Source organism: Enterobacter cloacae complex sp. IR5459 (assembly GCF_049238005.1).
Classification (GTDB): Bacteria; Pseudomonadota; Gammaproteobacteria; order Enterobacterales; family Enterobacteriaceae; genus Enterobacter; species Enterobacter hormaechei_C.
Genome location: NZ_JBMKIG010000006.1, coordinates 60,139 through 77,340 on the forward strand (window position 1 = coordinate 60,139; position 17,202 = coordinate 77,340).

18 protein-coding genes are annotated in these 17,202 nt (G+C 57.3%); 2 read left to right on the forward strand and 16 right to left on the reverse strand.

The window, feature by feature from the left end:
- Positions 1-2 precede the first annotated feature (2 nt).
- From hpaX to hpaG, 7 genes are all read right to left on the reverse strand, one after another.
- On the reverse strand, positions 3-1,346 hold the full coding sequence (gene hpaX / locus ACOTX4_RS14020) for a 4-hydroxyphenylacetate permease (protein ID WP_003856603.1): 1,344 nt from the start codon (positions 1,344-1,346) through the stop codon (positions 3-5).
- A gap of 21 nt (positions 1,347-1,367) precedes the next feature.
- Positions 1,368-2,162, reverse strand: a complete 795-nt coding sequence (hpaI, locus tag ACOTX4_RS14025; RefSeq protein ID WP_045331732.1) for a 4-hydroxy-2-oxoheptanedioate aldolase — start codon at positions 2,160-2,162, stop codon at positions 1,368-1,370.
- A gap of 10 nt (positions 2,163-2,172) precedes the next feature.
- The gene (gene hpaH, locus ACOTX4_RS14030; RefSeq protein WP_045331735.1) at positions 2,173-2,976 is read right to left on the reverse strand and encodes a 2-oxo-hept-4-ene-1,7-dioate hydratase; all 804 of its coding nucleotides are present in this window, start codon (positions 2,974-2,976) and stop codon (positions 2,173-2,175) included.
- Between the two features lie 65 nt (positions 2,977-3,041).
- The gene (locus ACOTX4_RS14035; protein ID WP_003856599.1) at positions 3,042-3,422 is read right to left on the reverse strand and encodes a 5-carboxymethyl-2-hydroxymuconate Delta-isomerase; all 381 of its coding nucleotides are present in this window, start codon (positions 3,420-3,422) and stop codon (positions 3,042-3,044) included.
- A gap of 9 nt (positions 3,423-3,431) precedes the next feature.
- Complete coding sequence (hpaD, locus tag ACOTX4_RS14040; protein ID WP_045331737.1) at positions 3,432-4,283, reverse strand: 3,4-dihydroxyphenylacetate 2,3-dioxygenase; 852 nt, start codon at positions 4,281-4,283, stop codon at positions 3,432-3,434.
- Positions 4,284-4,285: 2 nt separating this feature from the next.
- Positions 4,286-5,752, reverse strand: a complete 1,467-nt coding sequence (gene hpaE / locus ACOTX4_RS14045) for a 5-carboxymethyl-2-hydroxymuconate semialdehyde dehydrogenase (protein WP_023315340.1) — start codon at positions 5,750-5,752, stop codon at positions 4,286-4,288.
- Entirely contained in the window at positions 5,749-7,026 is a 1,278-nt protein-coding gene (gene hpaG, locus ACOTX4_RS14050) for a 4-hydroxyphenylacetate degradation bifunctional isomerase/decarboxylase (protein ID WP_045331739.1), read from the reverse strand. Before hpaG ends, hpaE begins: the two co-directional genes overlap by 4 nt.
- Before the next feature lie 268 nt (positions 7,027-7,294).
- Here hpaG and hpaR point away from each other — a divergent pair, with 268 nt between their 5' ends.
- Positions 7,295-7,735 carry a homoprotocatechuate degradation operon regulator HpaR gene (gene hpaR, locus ACOTX4_RS14055; protein WP_045331741.1) on the forward strand — a complete coding sequence of 147 codons (441 nt, stop codon included), beginning with the start codon at positions 7,295-7,297 and terminating at the stop codon, positions 7,733-7,735.
- A gap of 83 nt (positions 7,736-7,818) precedes the next feature.
- Positions 7,819-9,483, forward strand: a complete 1,665-nt coding sequence (tsr, locus tag ACOTX4_RS14060; RefSeq protein WP_045331743.1) for a methyl-accepting chemotaxis protein — start codon at positions 7,819-7,821, stop codon at positions 9,481-9,483.
- A 92-nt stretch (positions 9,484-9,575) separates the two neighbouring features.
- Here the strand turns inward: tsr and ACOTX4_RS14065 are convergent, their stop codons facing one another.
- From ACOTX4_RS14065 to ACOTX4_RS14105, 9 genes are all read right to left on the reverse strand, one after another.
- The gene (locus ACOTX4_RS14065) at positions 9,576-10,085 is read right to left on the reverse strand and encodes a GNAT family N-acetyltransferase (RefSeq protein ID WP_045331745.1); all 510 of its coding nucleotides are present in this window, start codon (positions 10,083-10,085) and stop codon (positions 9,576-9,578) included.
- Entirely contained in the window at positions 10,085-12,376 is a 2,292-nt protein-coding gene (gene opgB, locus ACOTX4_RS14070; RefSeq protein ID WP_045331747.1) for a phosphatidylglycerol--membrane-oligosaccharide glycerophosphotransferase, read from the reverse strand. Before opgB ends, ACOTX4_RS14065 begins: the two co-directional genes overlap by 1 nt.
- Before the next feature lie 271 nt (positions 12,377-12,647).
- Complete coding sequence (locus ACOTX4_RS14075; protein WP_045331749.1) at positions 12,648-13,130, reverse strand: DUF2501 domain-containing protein; 483 nt, start codon at positions 13,128-13,130, stop codon at positions 12,648-12,650.
- A gap of 84 nt (positions 13,131-13,214) precedes the next feature.
- Positions 13,215-13,952 carry a DNA replication protein DnaC gene (gene dnaC / locus ACOTX4_RS14080; protein ID WP_003856580.1) on the reverse strand — a complete coding sequence of 246 codons (738 nt, stop codon included), beginning with the start codon at positions 13,950-13,952 and terminating at the stop codon, positions 13,215-13,217.
- The gene (gene dnaT, locus ACOTX4_RS14085; protein ID WP_045331751.1) at positions 13,949-14,494 is read right to left on the reverse strand and encodes a primosomal protein DnaT; all 546 of its coding nucleotides are present in this window, start codon (positions 14,492-14,494) and stop codon (positions 13,949-13,951) included. The genes dnaC and dnaT overlap by 4 nt, the downstream gene beginning before the upstream one ends.
- 124 nt (positions 14,495-14,618) lie before the next feature.
- Positions 14,619-15,047 carry an organic hydroperoxide resistance protein gene (locus ACOTX4_RS14090; protein WP_003856578.1) on the reverse strand — a complete coding sequence of 143 codons (429 nt, stop codon included), beginning with the start codon at positions 15,045-15,047 and terminating at the stop codon, positions 14,619-14,621.
- An 84-nt stretch (positions 15,048-15,131) separates the two neighbouring features.
- Positions 15,132-15,584, reverse strand: a complete 453-nt coding sequence (locus ACOTX4_RS14095) for a MarR family winged helix-turn-helix transcriptional regulator (RefSeq protein WP_032608457.1) — start codon at positions 15,582-15,584, stop codon at positions 15,132-15,134.
- A gap of 44 nt (positions 15,585-15,628) precedes the next feature.
- Positions 15,629-16,102, reverse strand: coding sequence for a threonine/serine exporter (locus ACOTX4_RS14100; protein ID WP_003856576.1), 474 nt, complete (start codon positions 16,100-16,102; stop codon positions 15,629-15,631).
- Positions 16,093-16,869: a threonine/serine ThrE exporter family protein gene (locus ACOTX4_RS14105; RefSeq protein ID WP_022650357.1), complete on the reverse strand. Its 777-nt coding sequence runs from the start codon at positions 16,867-16,869 to the stop codon at positions 16,093-16,095. Before ACOTX4_RS14105 ends, ACOTX4_RS14100 begins: the two co-directional genes overlap by 10 nt.
- Positions 16,870-17,202 lie beyond the last annotated feature (333 nt).

The following is a 17,202-nucleotide window of genomic DNA, read 5'->3' on the forward strand; positions in this document are numbered from 1 at the left end:
CCTCAGTGGATCTTTTGCGCCGCGATGTCCGGCTCACGCTCCAGGCTTTCCCGGCGCGTCATCGGAATGCGCGTCAGCACCAGCGCGCCCACCACCAGCAGACCTGCCACGAACCACAGTCCCGAGCTGAAGCTGCCGGTCGCGTCGCGCAAAATACCTATCAGCAATGGGCTGACGGCAGACCCGACGTTGCCGATGGCGTTGATCACCGCCAGCGCCACCGCGCGGGATTGCAGGCTAATAACCTGATCCGGCGTGGTCCAGAATATCGCCATGGCGGTAAACGATCCGGTTGAGGCCATGATGATGCCAAGCAGCTGGATCAGACTGTGATCGGTCGCCGAGGCCAGCATCCATCCCGCCGCTGCAAAAAGATACGGCAGGATAGTGTGCTTTTTTCGCTCTTTCAGCCTGTCGGAGCGGCGGCTCCACCAGATCATCCCGAGGATGGTGCAAAACTGCGGGATCGCCGCCAGCAGGCCAATCACGATATTGCTGCTGCCGGTGTTGAAGCTTTGCAGGATCTGCGGCGTCCAGATGTTGATCGCGCTCAGCGTATTCGTCAGGCAGAAGTAGGCCAGCGTGTAGAGCAGCACGGCGGGCGTCAGCACCTCGCGCAGCGTCGATCGCGGCGTGGCGGCATGCGCAATGGCCAGCTCCTGCTCGCGGGCGATCATCGTTTTGAGTGCCTGCTTTTCGTCATCATCCAGCCAGGTGGCCTGATCCGGGGTGTCGTTAAGGTAGAACCAGGTCACCACGCCGAGCACCACCGACGGTAGCCCCTCCAGCAGGAACAGCCACTGCCAGCCCTTAAGGTTCCACAGTCCGTCCATCGCCAGAATGTACCCGGAGAGGATCGAACCGAGCATCATGGTCACCGGCATGGCGATCATAAACAACGCGTTGGCGCGGGCGCGGTGATAGGCCGGGAACCACCAGGTGAGATAGACCAGAATGCCCGGCAGGAAACCGGCTTCGGCAATGCCCACCAGCATGCGCAGGACGTAGAGCGTTTCGGGGCTGGTGGCGAACATGGTGCAGGTAGAGGCGATGCCCCACACCACCATGATCCCGGCGATCCAGCGGCGGGCGCCGATCTTCGCCAGCATGATGTTGCTGGGGATCCCGCACAGCACGTAGGTCACGTAAAAAAGCGTCGCGGCCAGGCCAAACATGGTCGACGTGAGGCCCAGATCTTTGCCCATCGTCAGCCCGGCAAAGCCGATGTTGATGCGATCGAGAAACGAGAAGACAAACAGGATAAAAAGAAACACGATCAAACGACGGAACAGCTTATTAATAACGCGATGTTCAACAGCTTTATTATGCAGGGTTGAGGTCGTCATGTTGCGCTCCACATCGTACGTTTAGTAGACGGATTTATTGTTATCAACTGCTGTGGTGACGTCGGTAAAGCGGGCCGCCAGCGCTTCGGCGCTGCGGGCGAGCAGGGTGGTATCCACGCCGACCGCGACAAACAGCGCGCCGAGTTCAAGATAACGTTTTGCCAGTTGCTCGTTCGCCATCAGGATGCCGGGCGCTTTGCCCGCGCTGAGGATCTGCGCGATCGCCTGCTCTATGGCGGCCTGCACCTCCGGGTGCTGCGGATTACCGGCGAAGCCCATGTCGGCGCTCAGATCCGCAGGACCGATAAACACGCCGTCCACCCCTTCCACGTCCAGGATCTGCGGCAGGTTTTTCAGCGCCTCGCGAGTTTCGATTTGCACCAGCACGCACATGGTGTCGTTAGCCTGATGCAGATACTCCGGGATGCGGTTCCAGCGCGACGCCCGCGCCAGCGCGCTGCCGACGCCGCGAATACCGGCAGGCGGGTAGCGGGTGGCGCTGACAGCCAGACGGGCTTCGTCGGCGTTTTGCACCATCGGCACCAGCAGGGTTTGCGCCCCCACGTCCAGCAGCTGCTTGATCTGCACCGGATCGTTCCACGACGGGCGCACCACCGGCTGGCTGGGATAAGGGGCGATGGCCTGTAGCTGAGTCAGGATGGTTTGCACGCTGTTCGGCGCGTGCTCTCCGTCGATCAGCAGCCAGTCAAAACCGGCCCCGGCCAGTAGCTCAGCGCTGTAGCTGCTGGTCAGCCCCAGCCATAACCCGATTTGCGGACGGCCCGCCTTCAGCGCCGCTTTGAATGCGTTTTGCATGGTCATCTCCTTACACAAAGCGGCAGCTGATGGAGCCCATGTTACCGTAGTCGACGTGGAAGGTGTCGCCTCTGCTGGCGGCAACCGGGCGGGTAAACGAGCCGCCGAGGATGATTTGCCCTGGCTCAAGCTGCACGTCGTATAGCGCGAGTTTGTTCGCCAGCCACGCCACGCCGTTCGCCGGGTGGTTAAGCACGCCTGCGGCGACCCCGGTCTCTTCGATCACGCCGTTGCGGTAAAGCAGGGCGGAGATCCAGCGCAGATCCAGCTCGTCGGGTTTAATCGGGCGGCCGCCGAGGATCACGCCCGCGTTGGCGGCGTTATCGGAGATGGTGTCGAACACCTTGCGCGGGCGCTGGGTTTCCGGGTCAACGTTATGGCAGCGGGCGTCGATCAGCTCCAGGGCGGGGATGATGTAATCCGTGGCGTTGTAGACGTCGAAGATCGTGCAGTTCGGGCCGCGCAGCGGTTTTGCCAGCACGAAGGCCAGCTCCACTTCGATGCGCGGGACGATAAAGCGATCCACGGGGATGTCGCTGCCGTCGTGGAAGAACATATCGTCCAGCAGCGCGCCGTAGTCCGGCTCGCTGATCTGCGAGCTGGCCTGCATCGCTTTGGAGGTAAGGCCGATCTTGTGGCCTTTCAGCACGCGGCCTTCGGCAATTTTCAGGCTCACCCATTCGCGCTGGACGGCGTAGGCGTCTTCAATGGTGATCTCCGGGTACTCCAGCGAGATCGCGCGGATCTGCTCCCGGGATTGTTCCGCCTGATGCAGACGGTGGGCGATCAGGGTATGGGTGTGTTTGTCGAGCATGGCGATATCCTGTTTTTATTTGTTTTCTCCCTCTCCCTGTGGGAGAGGGGACAGACCGTGCGGTGTTATTTAAACAACGCGTGCACGTTGTTTTGCTTGTAATTAAGCGTCGGGTGCAGCTCGTCCAGCTCGAACGACAGCGCCAGATATCGGCCCGCCATTAGCTCTGCGAAGTGCGTTTTGATCAGCGCAAACAGCATTTCACCGACCTCTTCCCGGCTTTCCAGGCTGCGCCCCGCGCCGATCTTCAGCGTCATATGCACAAAGGCGTAATCGTGCTTACCGTCGGCCATCTGCCAGGTATCCAGCCAGTGGGCGCGGCTGCGGATACCGCCGAGCGGGAAGATCCCCGTGGCGGCGAGCGCCTCGTTCACTTTGGCGAACAGACCCGGCAGGTCGGCCTGCTCGCGGATGTTGTTGGTACATTCAGCAATAAAGTGCGGCATAACGACTCCTTAGGCGGGCAGCGGGAAAACGGCGTTGACCTGGCCGGTGCCGGAGCTGGCGAACAGCTCGGTGAGAAACTCCACCTTACCGTCGTATTTGTCCCAGCCGAGCATCCCCAGCAGCATCACCGTGTCGTGCATGTTGCCCTCGCCGTAGCAGTAGTCGGCGTACTCCGGCAGCATGCTGCAAAACTCCTTGAACTGCCCCTCGCGCCACAGCTTCACCACGCGCTCGTCCATCTGGCGATCAAACTCGCGGGTGTAGCTGTTCATCCCTTCCTCCGCGCGCTGGTCGTCGATAAAGCGGTGCGACAGCGAGCCGCTGGCGAGCACCGCCACGGTGCCGTCGTATTTTTCGATGGCGCTGATGATGGCCTCGCCCAGCCTGCGGCTGTCGGCGAAGTCGTGAACCGTGCAGAACGCCGAGATGGAGACCACTTTGAAGTGCTTATCCGCGTTCATGTAGCGCATCGGCACCAGCGTGCCGTACTCCAGCTTGAGGCTCGGGATGTTGTGCGCCTTGGCGCGAACGCCAAGCTTCACCGCTTCGTCGGCAATCAGCTGGCCGAGTTCCGGGTTGCCGTCGTAGTCGTAGGTCATGTCGCGAATAAAATGCGGCAGCTCGTTGCTGGTGTAGACGCCTGAGAAATGGTCCGCGCAGTTGATGTGATACGCGCTGTTCACCAGCCAGTGGGTATCGAAGACGATAATGGTATCCACGCCCAGATCGCGGCAGCGCTTGCTGATCTCTTTATGCCCGTCGATGGCCGACTGGCGGCAGCCGTGGTTTTTGCCCGGCAGTTCAGAGAGATACATTGACGGCACGTGGGTGATTTTTGCCGCTAACGCTAATTTTCCCATGATCAGATCCCCCACTTTGGAATCGGATGGTCGCCCATGGAGATACAGACGTTCTTCATCTCCGCGAAGACCTCGAAGCTGTACTCGCCGCCTTCGCGCCCGGTGCCGGAGGCCTTCACGCCGCCAAACGGCTGGCGCAGGTCGCGCACGTTCTGGGTGTTGACGAACACCATGCCCGCTTCGATGTTGCGCGCCAGACGCAGCACTTTGCTGACGTCCTGGGTCCAGATGTACGACGCCAGGCCATACTCCACGTCGTTCGCCAGGCGCAGCCCTTCCGCTTCGTCCTTAAACGGCAGCAGGCAGGCCACCGGCCCGAAGATCTCTTCCTGCGCCACGCGCATGCGGTTATCGACATCCGCCAGCACGGTCGGGCGCAGGAAGTTGCCGCCTTCCAGGTGCGCAGGCAGATCGGTCGGTTTGTCCGGGCCGCCCGCCAGCAGGGTTGCCCCCTCTTCAATGCCGAGGCGGATATAGCCGGAGACTTTTTCCCAGTGCTGCTGGCTGATGAGCGCGCCAATCTGGGTGTTCGGATCGGTCGGGTCGCCCACGCGCAGGCGGTTGGCGCGCTCGGCAAAGCGTTTGACGAACTCCGGGTAGATGCTCTGCTGGATGAAGATGCGCGAGCCGGCGGTGCAGCGTTCGCCGTTGATGGAGAAGATGGTGAACAGGGCGGCGTCCAGCGCGCGCTCGATGTCCGCGTCTTCAAAAATCAGCACCGGAGATTTGCCGCCCAGTTCCATAGAATACTTCTTCAGCCCGGCGTTTTTCATGATGTTACGCCCGGTGGCGGTGCCGCCGGTGAAGGAGACGGCGCGCACGTCATGATGACGCACCAGCGCGTCGCCCGCCGTGGCGCCATAGCCCTGCACCACGTTGAGCACGCCCGCCGGAATGCCCGCTTCGAGGGCCAGCTCGCCCAGACGGTCGGCGGTCAGCGGGGAGAGTTCAGACATCTTCAGCACCGCGGTGTTACCCAGCGCGAGACAGGGCGCGACCTTCCAGGTGGCGGTCATAAACGGCACGTTCCACGGCGACACCAGCGCGCAGACACCCACCGGCTGCACCAGGGTGTAGTTGAGCATCTTGTCGTCGACCGGGTAGGTTTTGCCGTTCATCTGCTGGCACACCTCGGCGAAGAACTCGAAGTTGTGCGAGGCGCGCGGAATGAGCACGTTTTTGGTCTGGTGGATCGGCAGGCCGGTGTCGGCGGTCTCCATCGCGGCAATGTCCGGCACGTTCTGGTCAATCAGATCCCCCAGGCGACGCATCAGGCGCGCACGCTCCTTCATCGGCAGGTTGGCCCATTTCGGGAACGCCTCTTTGGCGGCGGCAACGGCCTGATGGATTTCGGCTTCGCCCCCGGAGGCTACTTCAGCCAGCACCTCGCCGGAGGCCGGGTTAGTGGTTTGGAAGTACTCACTTCCGGCGACGTTTTTCCCGTTGATCCAGTGGTTAATCTTTTTCATTTTGCAGTCTCCTCACTGACAATTCGGTTTACCAGACGGCCTACGCCCTCCACTTCCACCACCACTTCATCGCCCGGTACCACGTCGGACAGCCCCTTCGGCGTGCCGGTGGCAATCATGTCGCCCGGTTGCAGGGTCATGAAATCGCTCAGATACGCAATCAGGAATGGGATGCTGAAAATGAGATCGGCGGTGGTGCCTTCCTGACGCAGTTCACCGTTAACGTAGGTGCGAAGACGAAGGTTGTGCGGGTCAGGGATGGCTTCTTTTGGTACCACGTTCGGGCTGATGGGGGTCAGCCCGTCGCGGCTTTTCACCCGCAGGTTTGGGCGATAGTAGTTTTCGAGATAATCGCGGATGGCGTAGTCGTTGCACACCGTGTAGCCCGCAACATAGTCCATCGCCTCGGCTTCGCTGACCTTACGCGCGGTTTTACCGATGACCACCACCAGCTCGGCTTCGTAATGCATGTATTCAATGTTGTTTGGGCGCACCGAGGTCTGGTTATCGCCATTAAAGGTGTTCGGCGCTTTGATAAACACCAGCGGCTCGGTAGGCGGTTTGAAGTCCAGCTCGCTGGCGTGATCGGCGTAGTTCAGGCCGAGGGCAAACAGCGTGGCGTGCGGCGGTGTGCGCGAAGCAATGGTAACGTCGCGTTCCACTACCACCGGGTTTTCCAGCGGCGGAAATCCCTCTGCCAGAATGCGTACCCGATCGCCCGGGCGAATTTCGACACGGCTTTGTGGGGTACCGAGCAATATCGCATCGCCGGGGTTCAGGGTGGCAAATTCGCTCAGCGCGCTCAGCAGTTCGGCGGCGTTGCGGTGCAGATCGGCCGTGTTCCAGTGGTCCGCTTCGCGACCGTTGATCTCGGTGATGATGGTCAGGTTGTCCACGTTATCAACGGCGACAGGTTCGCCGAGCGGGCAAAATCCATCCCGACATTTGGCCTTGATCGCCGGACGGTAGAAGCTCTCTTCCGGCAGGCTGATTTCGTTGGCCAGCGCGTAGCCAGCGATGTACGCCGCCGCCTCTTCAACGCGGACTTTGCTGGCGGTTTTGCCCACCACCAGCGCCACCGTTGCGCCGCTTAACACGGTTTCTCCCTGTGGGAAGGGAATCGGCTCGCCTGCGCGAATAACGGTGTTATGTGGCTTGATAAACCACACCGCCGTTTTTGGCGGCGCGTTATAGGGGGCTTTTTCAAACGCCTCAGCCCAGGCTGCACGCTGGCTTTGGTGGTTTAGCGCTACGGCAAAAACAGTACCTTTCATTCCCATACTCCTCAAACCGGCTGTCCGGTTTTGATTTCATTAATATGTTAATGATCTGGTTTTATGCTTTTGCTGTTCGTTTCGCAATCAGAAGTGAATAATTTGTGATATGAATAACAATAAATTTACATAAATGAGTTAATTATCTTTTAATTCAATGGATTAAAAAAATGGCGTTGTTTCTGTTAGACTTTTTGGGTTACAACGTGTTGTCGATAAAAGCATCTGTTTTAAATTGTTTACTTGTTAATGATGTAAGGGGAAGGTGATGCATGACTCATTAACCATCGCGCTTTTGCAGGCGCGTGAAGCGGCGATGGGCTACTTCCGCCCGATAGTGAAGCGGCATAATCTGACCGAGCAGCAGTGGCGTATCGTCCGCGTGCTGGCCGAGCATCCCTCCATGGATTTTCACGATCTGGCGTTCCGCACCTGCATTTTGCGCCCAAGCCTGACCGGCATTCTGACGCGGATGGAGCGCGACGGTCTGGTGCTGCGCTTAAAGCCGGTGAATGACCAGCGCAAGCTGTACGTATCGCTGACGAAAGAAGGCAACGCGCTGTACCAGCGTGCTCAGGCTCAGGTGGAAGAGGCGTACCAGCAGATTGAGACGGAATATACCCCGGAGAAGATGACGCAGCTCACGGCGCTGCTGGAAGAATTTATTGAACTTGGAAACCGACATATTGCCGCGCGGGACGAAGAGTAAAAACCCTAAATTCCAGGATGATTTTCGTAAAGTTTTCCCTTTCCAGGCCGAAAATTCTGTATCTGTCTGAGGAAAGAGAAAACATGTTAAATCGTATCAAGATTGTCACCAGCTTACTGCTGGTTTTAGCGATATTTGGCCTTTTACAACTCACATCCGGTGGTCTTTTCTTCAATGCCCTGAAGCATGACAAAGAGAATTTCACCATCCTGCAAACCATTCGCCAGCAACAATCCACCCTGAACGGTAGCTGGGTGGCGCTGCTGCAAACCCGTAACACTCTGAACCGCGCGGGTATCCGCTATATGATGGATCAGAACAATATCGGTAGCGGCTCAACCGTCGCCGAGCTGATGCAGATTGCCTCTGCGTCTCTGAAACAGGCGGAAAAAAACTGGGCGGATTACGAAGCGCTGCCGCGCGACCCGCGTCAGAGCGACGCTGCGGCACTGGAAATCAAACGTAATTACGATATCTACCACGGCGCGCTGGCCGAGCTGATCCAGCTGCTGGGGGCGGGCAAGATCAATGAGTTCTTCGACCAGCCGACCCAGAGCTATCAGGATGGCTTTGAGAAGCAGTACGTCACCTATCTGCAACAGAACGACGCGCTGTATCAGACCGCGGTTGAAGACAGCAACAGTTCTTACCGCCAGGCTATCTGGGTGCTGTTTAGCGTGCTGGCTGCGGTGCTGGTGGTGATTGTTGCCGTCTGGCTGGGTATTCGTCAGGCGCTGATTTCGCCGCTGAACCGTCTGATTGACAGCATTCGTCATATCGCCAGCGGCGACCTGGTGAAGCGCATCGACGTGGAAGGCTCCAACGAGATGGGGGAACTGGCTGACTCCCTGCGCCACATGCAGGGCGAGCTGGTGCGTACCGTGGGTGACGTGCGTAACGGCGCAAACGCCATTTACAGCGGTGCGAGCGAAATCTCGATGGGTAATAACGATCTCTCATCCCGTACCGAACAGCAGGCTGCCTCTCTGGAAGAGACCGCCGCCAGCATGGAACAGCTGACTGCCACCGTGAAGCAGAACGCCGAGAACGCCCGTCAGGCGAGCAACCTGGCCCTGAGCGCGTCTGAAACCGCGCAGAAAGGCGGCAAGGTGGTGGATAACGTGGTGCAGACCATGCGCGATATCGCCGGCAGTTCGCAGAAAATCGCCGATATCATCAGCGTGATCGACGGGATTGCCTTCCAGACCAATATTCTGGCGCTGAACGCGGCGGTAGAAGCGGCGCGTGCGGGCGAGCAGGGCCGCGGCTTTGCGGTGGTTGCAGGTGAAGTCCGAAACCTGGCGCAGCGCAGCGCCCAGGCGGCCCGTGAGATCAAGAGTCTGATTGAAGACTCCGTGGGGCGCGTGGAAATTGGTTCAACGCTGGTGGAAAGCGCGGGTGAAACCATGGGTGAGATCGTGAATGCGGTAACGCGCGTGACGGACATCATGGGCGAAATCGCGTCTGCGTCTGACGAGCAGAGCCGCGGTATCGACCAGGTTGGGCTGGCGGTGGCTGAGATGGATCGCGTGACCCAGCAGAACGCCTCGCTGGTGGAAGAGTCTGCGGCGGCGGCCGCGGCACTGGAAGAGCAGGCGAGCCGTCTGACGCAGGCCGTTGCGGTGTTCCGTATTCAGCAGGAACAGATGAAGGCGCGCGAGTTCGCCTCCGCGAAAAGCGTTGCCGCTCCGGTAGTGGCGCGTAAACCGGCGACCGCAGATGCGGGCGATAACTGGGAAACGTTCTGACGCTGTGCGTTTTGCCGGGTGGCGGCTGCGCCTTACCCGGCCTGCGGAATTGGGTTTTGTAGGCCCGGTAAGCGCAACGCCACCGGGCGATCTTACAGAGGCAGGCGCATGGCGCAGCGGGAACCATACGCTAAACCGTGCGCCGTCTCTTCCTCGCGTTTCTGGCGCAGTTCCGGCGTCAGCGTCGTCAGCATTTCAAACCCTAATCGCCTGTAGAAGGGCGCATTCCACGGGACATCACGAAACGTCGTTAACGTCAGCGAGTTCAGCCCCAGACAGCGGGCATGCGCGGCGGCACGGGCGATTAACTGGCGTCCGAGACCTCGTCCCTGCCAGTCCAGGTGAACCGACAGTTCCACAATAAACAGTGACGATGGATGAGCTTCGGCGAGAATAAAGCCCACAGGCCTGTCGTCAGCCAGCGCCAGCCAGCTTAATCCGCGTCCGGCGTAACCGAGGTGATCTTCAACACAAATAACCTCATTGTCTGCCAGCCAGGCCAGCTCAGGAACGTCGCGAAACCGCTGCCCCGCCGCACGTTCGATGGCGGGCAGGGCAGCGACGTCGTCGATGCGCGTCGGGCGAAGGGTGAACGCCGTCATCAGCCAGCGCTGCTCACAATTTTAATCTCCACCATGCCGATCCCCAGCTTGCGCGGAGCGTGACCGAGAATATTCCCTTCGTTAGTGGACTGCGGATCGGGCGGCACAATGACCAGCGTATTGCTGCGCGTTGGGTTATCGAAGTGCAGCGTGCTGGTGGTGACATCATTGCTCAGCGTCAGCGTCTGTTCTTTATCGCCGACGCGCACCGGTATAGGACGGTTTGCGTTGGGACCAAATGCCCTGGCGGTGATCACCAGATCGAATTTCTCCGGCAGCGGATGGGTATATTCAATTTTCACCTCATCGCCTAACTGGGCGTTAGACCAGCGCCCCCATGATTCCGGCCGCGAAATACCGCTGAACTGCTTCACCTCTTCCGGCGCGCCGGCAACATTAAAGATGAAGCTGTCTGCTTTATAACGAATGTCGTTGTCGACGATTTTCAGCAGGTCTACGTTGCGCTGATAGCGTGCGGTATCAATAACCGTATCTTTAAACGCGGTTTTTCCCTGCCACTGCGGTTTGTCAACGTGTTGCACGGCCTGCTCGCCGCCGAGTTGCCCCTGAGAGACGCACCAGTCGGTGGACAGCGACAGCTGTTGCGACCAGAGCTGGCCCATTTTGTAGCATTTGTCGACCCAGACGAAATTATCGCGCGGGGCGAATTCCGCCAGCTGGAAGCGCAGTGGCGCGGAGTATTCGCTTTCCGGCAGCGGCTCGACGCGGTTATCCGACACGCGCAGCAGCAGTGGCAGGCGGAAATGGCTGCCGGAGAACGCGATCATTTTTTTATCTTGATCGATGGTGAAGTCTTTTATCTCTTTCGGGAAGTTCCACAGACGAATGATATCCGGCTTCCAGGCGAGGATTTTTTCCTTCATGTTGAGGAAGATTTCCGACAGGGACTGGCCCGACAGCGTACTGCGACCCAGTCCAATGAAGTTATCGCCACCCAGAATATCCAGCACGGTAGCGCCGTTATCCATCGAGTTACGTTTAGCGGCAATGATCTCCTGCTGCGGTTTATCGCCGCGCAGCACAAAGAACAGGTTGCTGCGATCCAGCTTATTCAGCTCATCCCAGGCGCTGTTTTTCATCGCCAGATGGTCAGATGAGACGACGATGACCGTATTTTTGAAATACGGCGACGCTTTGATTTTCTCGATTAACGCCGCGATATGCTCCTGGCTACAGGTCACGGCGCTGAACGACTTGTTGTTTTTACCGTCAATGTCGTAGCCCTGACGTTTACAGGTGCGTGAGACAAAACCATCCGGATGATGCGTGTCGACGGTCAACGCAAACAGCGAGAAGCGTTTACCGGCGCGGGAAAGCTCCTCGAATTTCTTCCAGGTTTCATCCAGAACGGTATCGTCGTAAAAGCCCCAGTCGTTGCGGTAGGCCGGATCGGCCACCGTGGTTTTCAGCTCTTCGGAACCATACAAGTGATCGAAACCGTGGGATTTCAGGAACACATCTTTCCCGGCAAAGCGCAGGTTAGCGCCCTGCATAAAGTAGTTTTCATAGCCCGAGTTTTTCAGGATATCGCCGAGGCAAATGTTCTGCGGGAAGAAGCTCGACATCGAGGCGGAGGCGTTGCCTTCAAACGGAGCGAACAGCGGAATGCCGCACTGGGAGGCCACCATCCCGGCGATGGTGTAATCCGTGCCAGGGAGCTGCATGGTGTGGCTGAAGTCGAGGCCCTGGTTTTTCAGCGCGCCAAGCTCTGGCGTCAGGTTCGGGAAAGCATCGTTATCAAAATAGGTGCGCTCCAGACTTTCGCCGTAGATATAGACCAGGTTGAGTCTGGGATTGTCGATCTTCTTCGAGGGTTCTTTGTAATAGGCCGCAAAGTCCGGGTCGCCATCGCGCGACTGGGATTTTACCAGCTCGGTAATTTGATGGAATGCGGGGCTGGCATCCACGGAGGCCAGCGCCAGGCACAGCGCCAGCAGGCTGTAGCCATGATGATGCGGACGGTGACGGCGACGGCGCAGAACCCAGGCCAGCGCGGCGAAGATGCCCACCAGGGCGACCACCAGCCCCAGACCCGGAAGGATATACTTACCTACACCAGCGCCGGTCAGGCTGTTGGTCAACGTGTAGAGCACCGCGTCGTTAATACCGTCGCCGGTAAAATAATCGCTGGCATATAACGTAATGTTTAAAACAATAAAAATGCCGAGCACCACCAGGGTGGCCACAAACCACCAGGTGTGACGACCGGCTTTCCAGGCATAAACGCCGATGGAAGCCAGGAAAAGGACAAGGGATATTAACTCTGACAACAGCAGATCCTCATCATGCCGGACGCTTAGCCGGCTAATTGCTTATTTTTTGGGTAATACAATGTAATTGCGATGTCGCTTAGCTGCAATTTTAGTGTCACGAAAGTGTGCTGTTGTTAGGATTTGGTTTATAAAATCGGATTTTTGAATACAGTCGCATCGTGGTATACGGAGGCTGAGGTGGTGGCAGGGGATAAAAAAACGCACTTCACGCCGCGGTGTAAGACTAACGTAATAAACCTGGCGTGTTGTGGTAGAAAATGGGAGACGATCAGGAGAGGAAATTAACGCCTTGTTTCAGCACCAGATCGCAGGCTTTCGTTTTCACCTGTTTCGCCAGAGATGAATTTCCAAGGGTGCTGAGGTTCAGCTGCTGGCCATTTTGCGCGTTCAGCAGGCCCTGAATACCGTCCATATAGTTGGTGTCCGCTTTCTGCTCCTGGGTGTCCAGACCCAGTTTACCCAGCACCTGGTTTTTGATGTTTTCGGTATCGGTGACGGAAGCCAGTTTCTGCTTCGCGCAGTATTCCAGAATGCCCGCCGCATTGTTCATCGTGCCGGCGCTCAGGCTTTGGGAGCTGTTACTCAGCAGGCCGGTGAGGGACGAGGCTGACAGCCCGCCCTGGGAAGAGCCGCTCTCTTTGGTTAACTCACTTGCTGCGCTGGAGAGCGACTCCTGCCATGATGCGGCCTGCGCTGCGCCAGTCACCAGCAGGGCGCCAGTAAGGATGCTGATAAGAAACTGTTTTTTCATAATGATTTACTCAACAAGGTCCGTTTTGGGCCAGAAGTGGGTTCAGTATATACCTCTGCTCTTCCGGCGCTCCCTGGAAATATCTTAATACTCTTTGCCGGTGACGCGGCTGCGGTAGCTGTCCCAGTCGAAGATGACGTACAGGCTGTTACCCAGCTTCATGCGATCCATCACCCGCTCGCCAAGAAGTCGGGTCATCTCGTCGATATTGTGGTTCGTCAGCATACCTGTTGGGCGTTTTGACGACGAACGGCGATCGACAATCTGGTTGATGATCACTTTTTCGTAGCGGGACTCCGTCTGGACGCCGATCTCGTCGATGACCAGCAAATCCACGTTACTTAAATCATTCAGCAGCTGTTCTTCGCTGGTTTCGCGGTTGCTGAAGGTGTCCTTCATGGCGGACATAATATCGGCCACGGTGATAATCAGCACTGACTTCCCGCGCAGCAGCAGCTCGTTGCAGATAGCGGCCGCAAGGTGATTTTTCCCCGTGCCGGGTTTTCCGCTAAAGATGAAGCTGGCAATGTTGCCGTCAAATTCATCCACATACTGGCGCGCCTGGTTGAGGGCGTTCATCTGCCCCTGCGACTCGACCTTATAATTCTCGAAGGAGCAGTTCTGGTGCAGAGGGCGAATGCCAGAGCGGTTAAAGGTGCGCTGCATTTTCATCGCGCGGTTTTCGCGGGCGAGGGCAGCCGCGCGAATTTTACCCTGCTCTTTTTGCCACGCCAGCAGCTCTTCACCGGTGGTGAAGGCGGGCTTCACGTTGGCGGGCATCATCTTCTGCAAACGTTTCATCAGGTCGCCGACGTTTTTCATTTCGCACCTCGGAATCCATCAGGGATTTTTTTGTCCGGTTCTGAAAAGGCATTGATATCACGTTTTGGCTGGCCATTGTTGCTGGCGCGGTTGATTTGCAGACTGCGCGCGAACTTTTGCTGCCACTGAACATGGTGGAAGACTTTTCCTTCAGCCTGCCAGTATGCGGTAAAGGCCGCCAGCTCTTCTGGCGTCGCGGGCTGCGCGAGGGCTATTCCCCATAAGGCCGCCTGCCGCTGAAAATCGGCGTCCGGCTGCCAACCGGCGTACATGGGAAATTTCCCCATTGGAACGGCCACCGGAGCGCTGGCGGGTTCGCCAAAAAACTGATTATCCAGCATGACATCGCTCGCCGGGCGCGACAGCTTCGCTTCAATTTCCAGAAGCTGCGCCAGACGTTCCGGCGTGACCGCATAAAACGCCGGGGCGTTGTCGGCAAATACCGCGAGCGTGCCGCCTTCGGCGTGCGTCAACACACCGCGAGGATCGCGCATAAAGGCATCAATGCCAGCAATGCTGGTGGTCAGGATTCTGGAGGACATAACACTTTCTCAACTGATTACTACGGGCGTGATTGAGGGTTATGGTAGCACAGAGAGAGGAGAGGAAAGGAGAGGATTTCCCCGGCGGCGTTACGCTTACCGGGGCTAAAATCACAGGAGCTGATTACGCGATGATGTTCAGCGTCACGTCGATATTGCCGCGCGTCGCGTTAGAGTACGGACAGACAATATGCGCCGCATCCACCAGTTTTTTGGCTTCCGCTGCGTCCATCCCTTCAACGTGGATGTTCAGCTTCGCTTCGATACCAAAACCGGTTGGCAGCGGGCCAATCCCCACTTCGCCTTCAATAAAGGCATCTTTTGGCAGAGCGAATTTGTCGCGTGCCGCAACGAACTTCATTGCGCCCAGGAAGCAGGCGGAGTAACCCGCAGCGAACAGCTGTTCAGGGTTGGTTACTTCACCCCCCATGCCACCCATCTCTTTGGGGACCCCCAGTTTGACATCCAGAACGCCATCGGAAGACGTTGCGCGGCCATCACGGCCTCCGGTTGCTTTGGCTTTGGCAGTGTAGACAACTTTTTCTAAAGACATGGCAGGTTCCTCATCTTACGTTTATATGCACTATTAAATAGCGCGCGATGTATTAAGTTAAAATCAGGCGCGTAAAGTATAGCCTTACGCGCGATGAAGCTGTTGGCGCAAAAGTTCGAGCTGGTGCTTGAGCGCCAGCATGGTGTCGGTATCACACTGCGCTGCACAGCCCACGGCGTGGGGTATCGTCACGGCCTGCTGTTGCAGCGCCCGACCCGCGTCGCTCAGGGTGACGGCGACCTGACGCTCATCCTGACGGGAACGCTGGCGGAAGATTAATCCTGCACTTTCCAGGCGTTTCAGCAGGGGCGTCAGCGTGGCGGAATCCAGGAACAGCCGCTCGCCAATGTCTGATACCGTAATATCATCCTGCTCCCACAGCACCAGCATCACCAGGTATTGCGGGTAGGTCAGGTTAAGCGGCGCCAGCAGTTGCCGGTAGAGCTTGTTAAGCGCCAGATTTGCCGAATAGAGGGCAAAACAGAGCTGGTTATCCAGCAGAAGCGCGTTAGTGGTGTCGTTCATTTTTGCGTCCATGAAATGAATATAGATAGTGCACGATACAATTGCAAGCTATTTTATTATACGCGTGGACGTTTGCGGTAAAGCCATAAGCCGGGGATCGACAGGCCGATGGAGAGCGCGCCCACAATCGACGAGGCTTTAAGGAAGTTGCTCAGAAGCAGGATCATCTGCGGTTCGCTGTAGCCAAAGTGGCTGATTTTGACGGCGGAAATCATCGCCGTATAGGCTGAAATACCCGGGAACATAGGAATGACTGCCGCCACGGTGAACACCTTCGGATGCGCCAGATACCAGCGGGACCACTGAATACCGATGCTGCCGACCAGCATGGAGGCGATAAACGTCGACCATTCGATATTAAAGCCCGCGGTCATCATGATCATACGTGACCCGTGGCCAATGGCACCCAGCAGCGCACACCAGGGTAATGCACGCTGCGGGACGTTAAACACCATCGCAAAGCCAACGGCGGGAAGGGCTGCCAGGAGCATGTCCTGCGCCAGTGCGAGCAGAAAATCGATCACGCCCATCCGCGTAACCCCCAGAGTGTCATGGCCATTACCACCCCGATACAGGTCGCCAGCGTCAGCAGGCTGGCTATCGCCCAGCGCGCCAGACCGGTGTTGATGTGGCCTTTGAACATATCAGCGACGGCATTGATTAAGGGAAAACCCGGCACCAGCAGCAATACGCTGGCGGCCATCGCAACAGTAGGCGTGCTGGCGAAGTAAGGCTGGCGCAAAAGCAGGCCGGATACGGTTGTCGCCACAAATGCCGTGATGCAGAAGTTAATTTGCGGATGCAGTTGCCTGTGCGTCAACAACTGGCGGACATACATCGCGATGCTGCTGGCAAAGAAGGTCACGACAGCGCCGTCCCAGCCGCCCGCGTTGAGCTTGCAGAAGCAGGCGCAGGAGAGTCCCACCATCAGCACAACCAGCCAGCGTGGATACCGGAGAGGTTTGATCTGGTTGAAGCGTTTCTCTATTTCCCGCAGATCGAGCAGCCTGTGTTCAGCAAGGATCACAATGTGCTGCACTTCCGTCACGACGTGCATGTTAATGCCGCGGTCATGATTTTTACGAGTGGAGGTGAGGCACTGTCCGTCTTTAATGGTGGTCAGTACAATGGCATTTGACGAGATGGAGCTCTCAACGCTGTCCATCCCCAGCGCCAGACCAAGGCGTGTGGAAAGTTCTTCGACGAGGGCGCTTTCTGCCCCGTGTTGTAAAAGAAAAAGTCCGCACTGAATACATAGCCGCGTGGTAGCACGTTGCGTAGACCGATTTGCCTGCATGAAACGCCCTGAAGAGAAGAGAGATTGCTTACTTTTAACACAAAGGGCAGGGCCCTTTGCGCTGGGCCAGATCAACATTTGTGCGATCAGTTGCGTGTCCAGCATGGCGAAGAGGCCGTATCTTTATTTATTTAATGAATATGTGACGAGAATTTATAAAAAAAATATATTAAGTATTTCTAATTTCATATTTTCGATCTTTTCACACAACCAGAATTAAATTCTTGTAGTCTTTATGCGATATTAAGACTGTATTGGGCGTTTCATAACCCATGTGACATTTCTTCTGGTTTACGAATATTAAGCCGTTTTGTACTAAGGAATACAAACGTG

Coding starts and splice junctions, on each gene's coding strand:
- ACOTX4_RS14075 (WP_045331749.1), bottom strand. CDS start 13,130: ATGAAAAAACAGTTTCTTATCAGCATCCTTACTGGCGCCCTGCTGGTG.
- hpaD (WP_045331737.1), bottom strand. CDS start 4,283: ATGGGAAAATTAGCGTTAGCGGCAAAAATCACCCACGTGCCGTCAATG.
- hpaR (WP_045331741.1), top strand. CDS start 7,295: ATGCATGACTCATTAACCATCGCGCTTTTGCAGGCGCGTGAAGCGGCG.
- hpaH (WP_045331735.1), bottom strand. CDS start 2,976: ATGCTCGACAAACACACCCATACCCTGATCGCCCACCGTCTGCATCAG.
- ACOTX4_RS14090 (WP_003856578.1), bottom strand. CDS start 15,047: ATGTCTTTAGAAAAAGTTGTCTACACTGCCAAAGCCAAAGCAACCGGA.
- tsr (WP_045331743.1), top strand. CDS start 7,819: ATGTTAAATCGTATCAAGATTGTCACCAGCTTACTGCTGGTTTTAGCG.
- dnaC (WP_003856580.1), bottom strand. CDS start 13,952: ATGAAAAACGTCGGCGACCTGATGAAACGTTTGCAGAAGATGATGCCC.
- hpaE (WP_023315340.1), bottom strand. CDS start 5,752: ATGAAAAAGATTAACCACTGGATCAACGGGAAAAACGTCGCCGGAAGT.
- ACOTX4_RS14095 (WP_032608457.1), bottom strand. CDS start 15,584: ATGGACGCAAAAATGAACGACACCACTAACGCGCTTCTGCTGGATAAC.
- ACOTX4_RS14100 (WP_003856576.1), bottom strand. CDS start 16,102: ATGGGCGTGATCGATTTTCTGCTCGCACTGGCGCAGGACATGCTCCTG.
- ACOTX4_RS14035 (WP_003856599.1), bottom strand. CDS start 3,422: ATGCCGCACTTTATTGCTGAATGTACCAACAACATCCGCGAGCAGGCC.
- ACOTX4_RS14105 (WP_022650357.1), bottom strand. CDS start 16,869: ATGCAGGCAAATCGGTCTACGCAACGTGCTACCACGCGGCTATGTATT.
- hpaG (WP_045331739.1), bottom strand. CDS start 7,026: ATGAAAGGTACTGTTTTTGCCGTAGCGCTAAACCACCAAAGCCAGCGT.
- hpaX (WP_003856603.1), bottom strand. CDS start 1,346: ATGACGACCTCAACCCTGCATAATAAAGCTGTTGAACATCGCGTTATT.
- ACOTX4_RS14065 (WP_045331745.1), bottom strand. CDS start 10,085: ATGACGGCGTTCACCCTTCGCCCGACGCGCATCGACGACGTCGCTGCC.
- dnaT (WP_045331751.1), bottom strand. CDS start 14,494: ATGTCCTCCAGAATCCTGACCACCAGCATTGCTGGCATTGATGCCTTT.
- hpaI (WP_045331732.1), bottom strand. CDS start 2,162: ATGCAAAACGCATTCAAAGCGGCGCTGAAGGCGGGCCGTCCGCAAATC.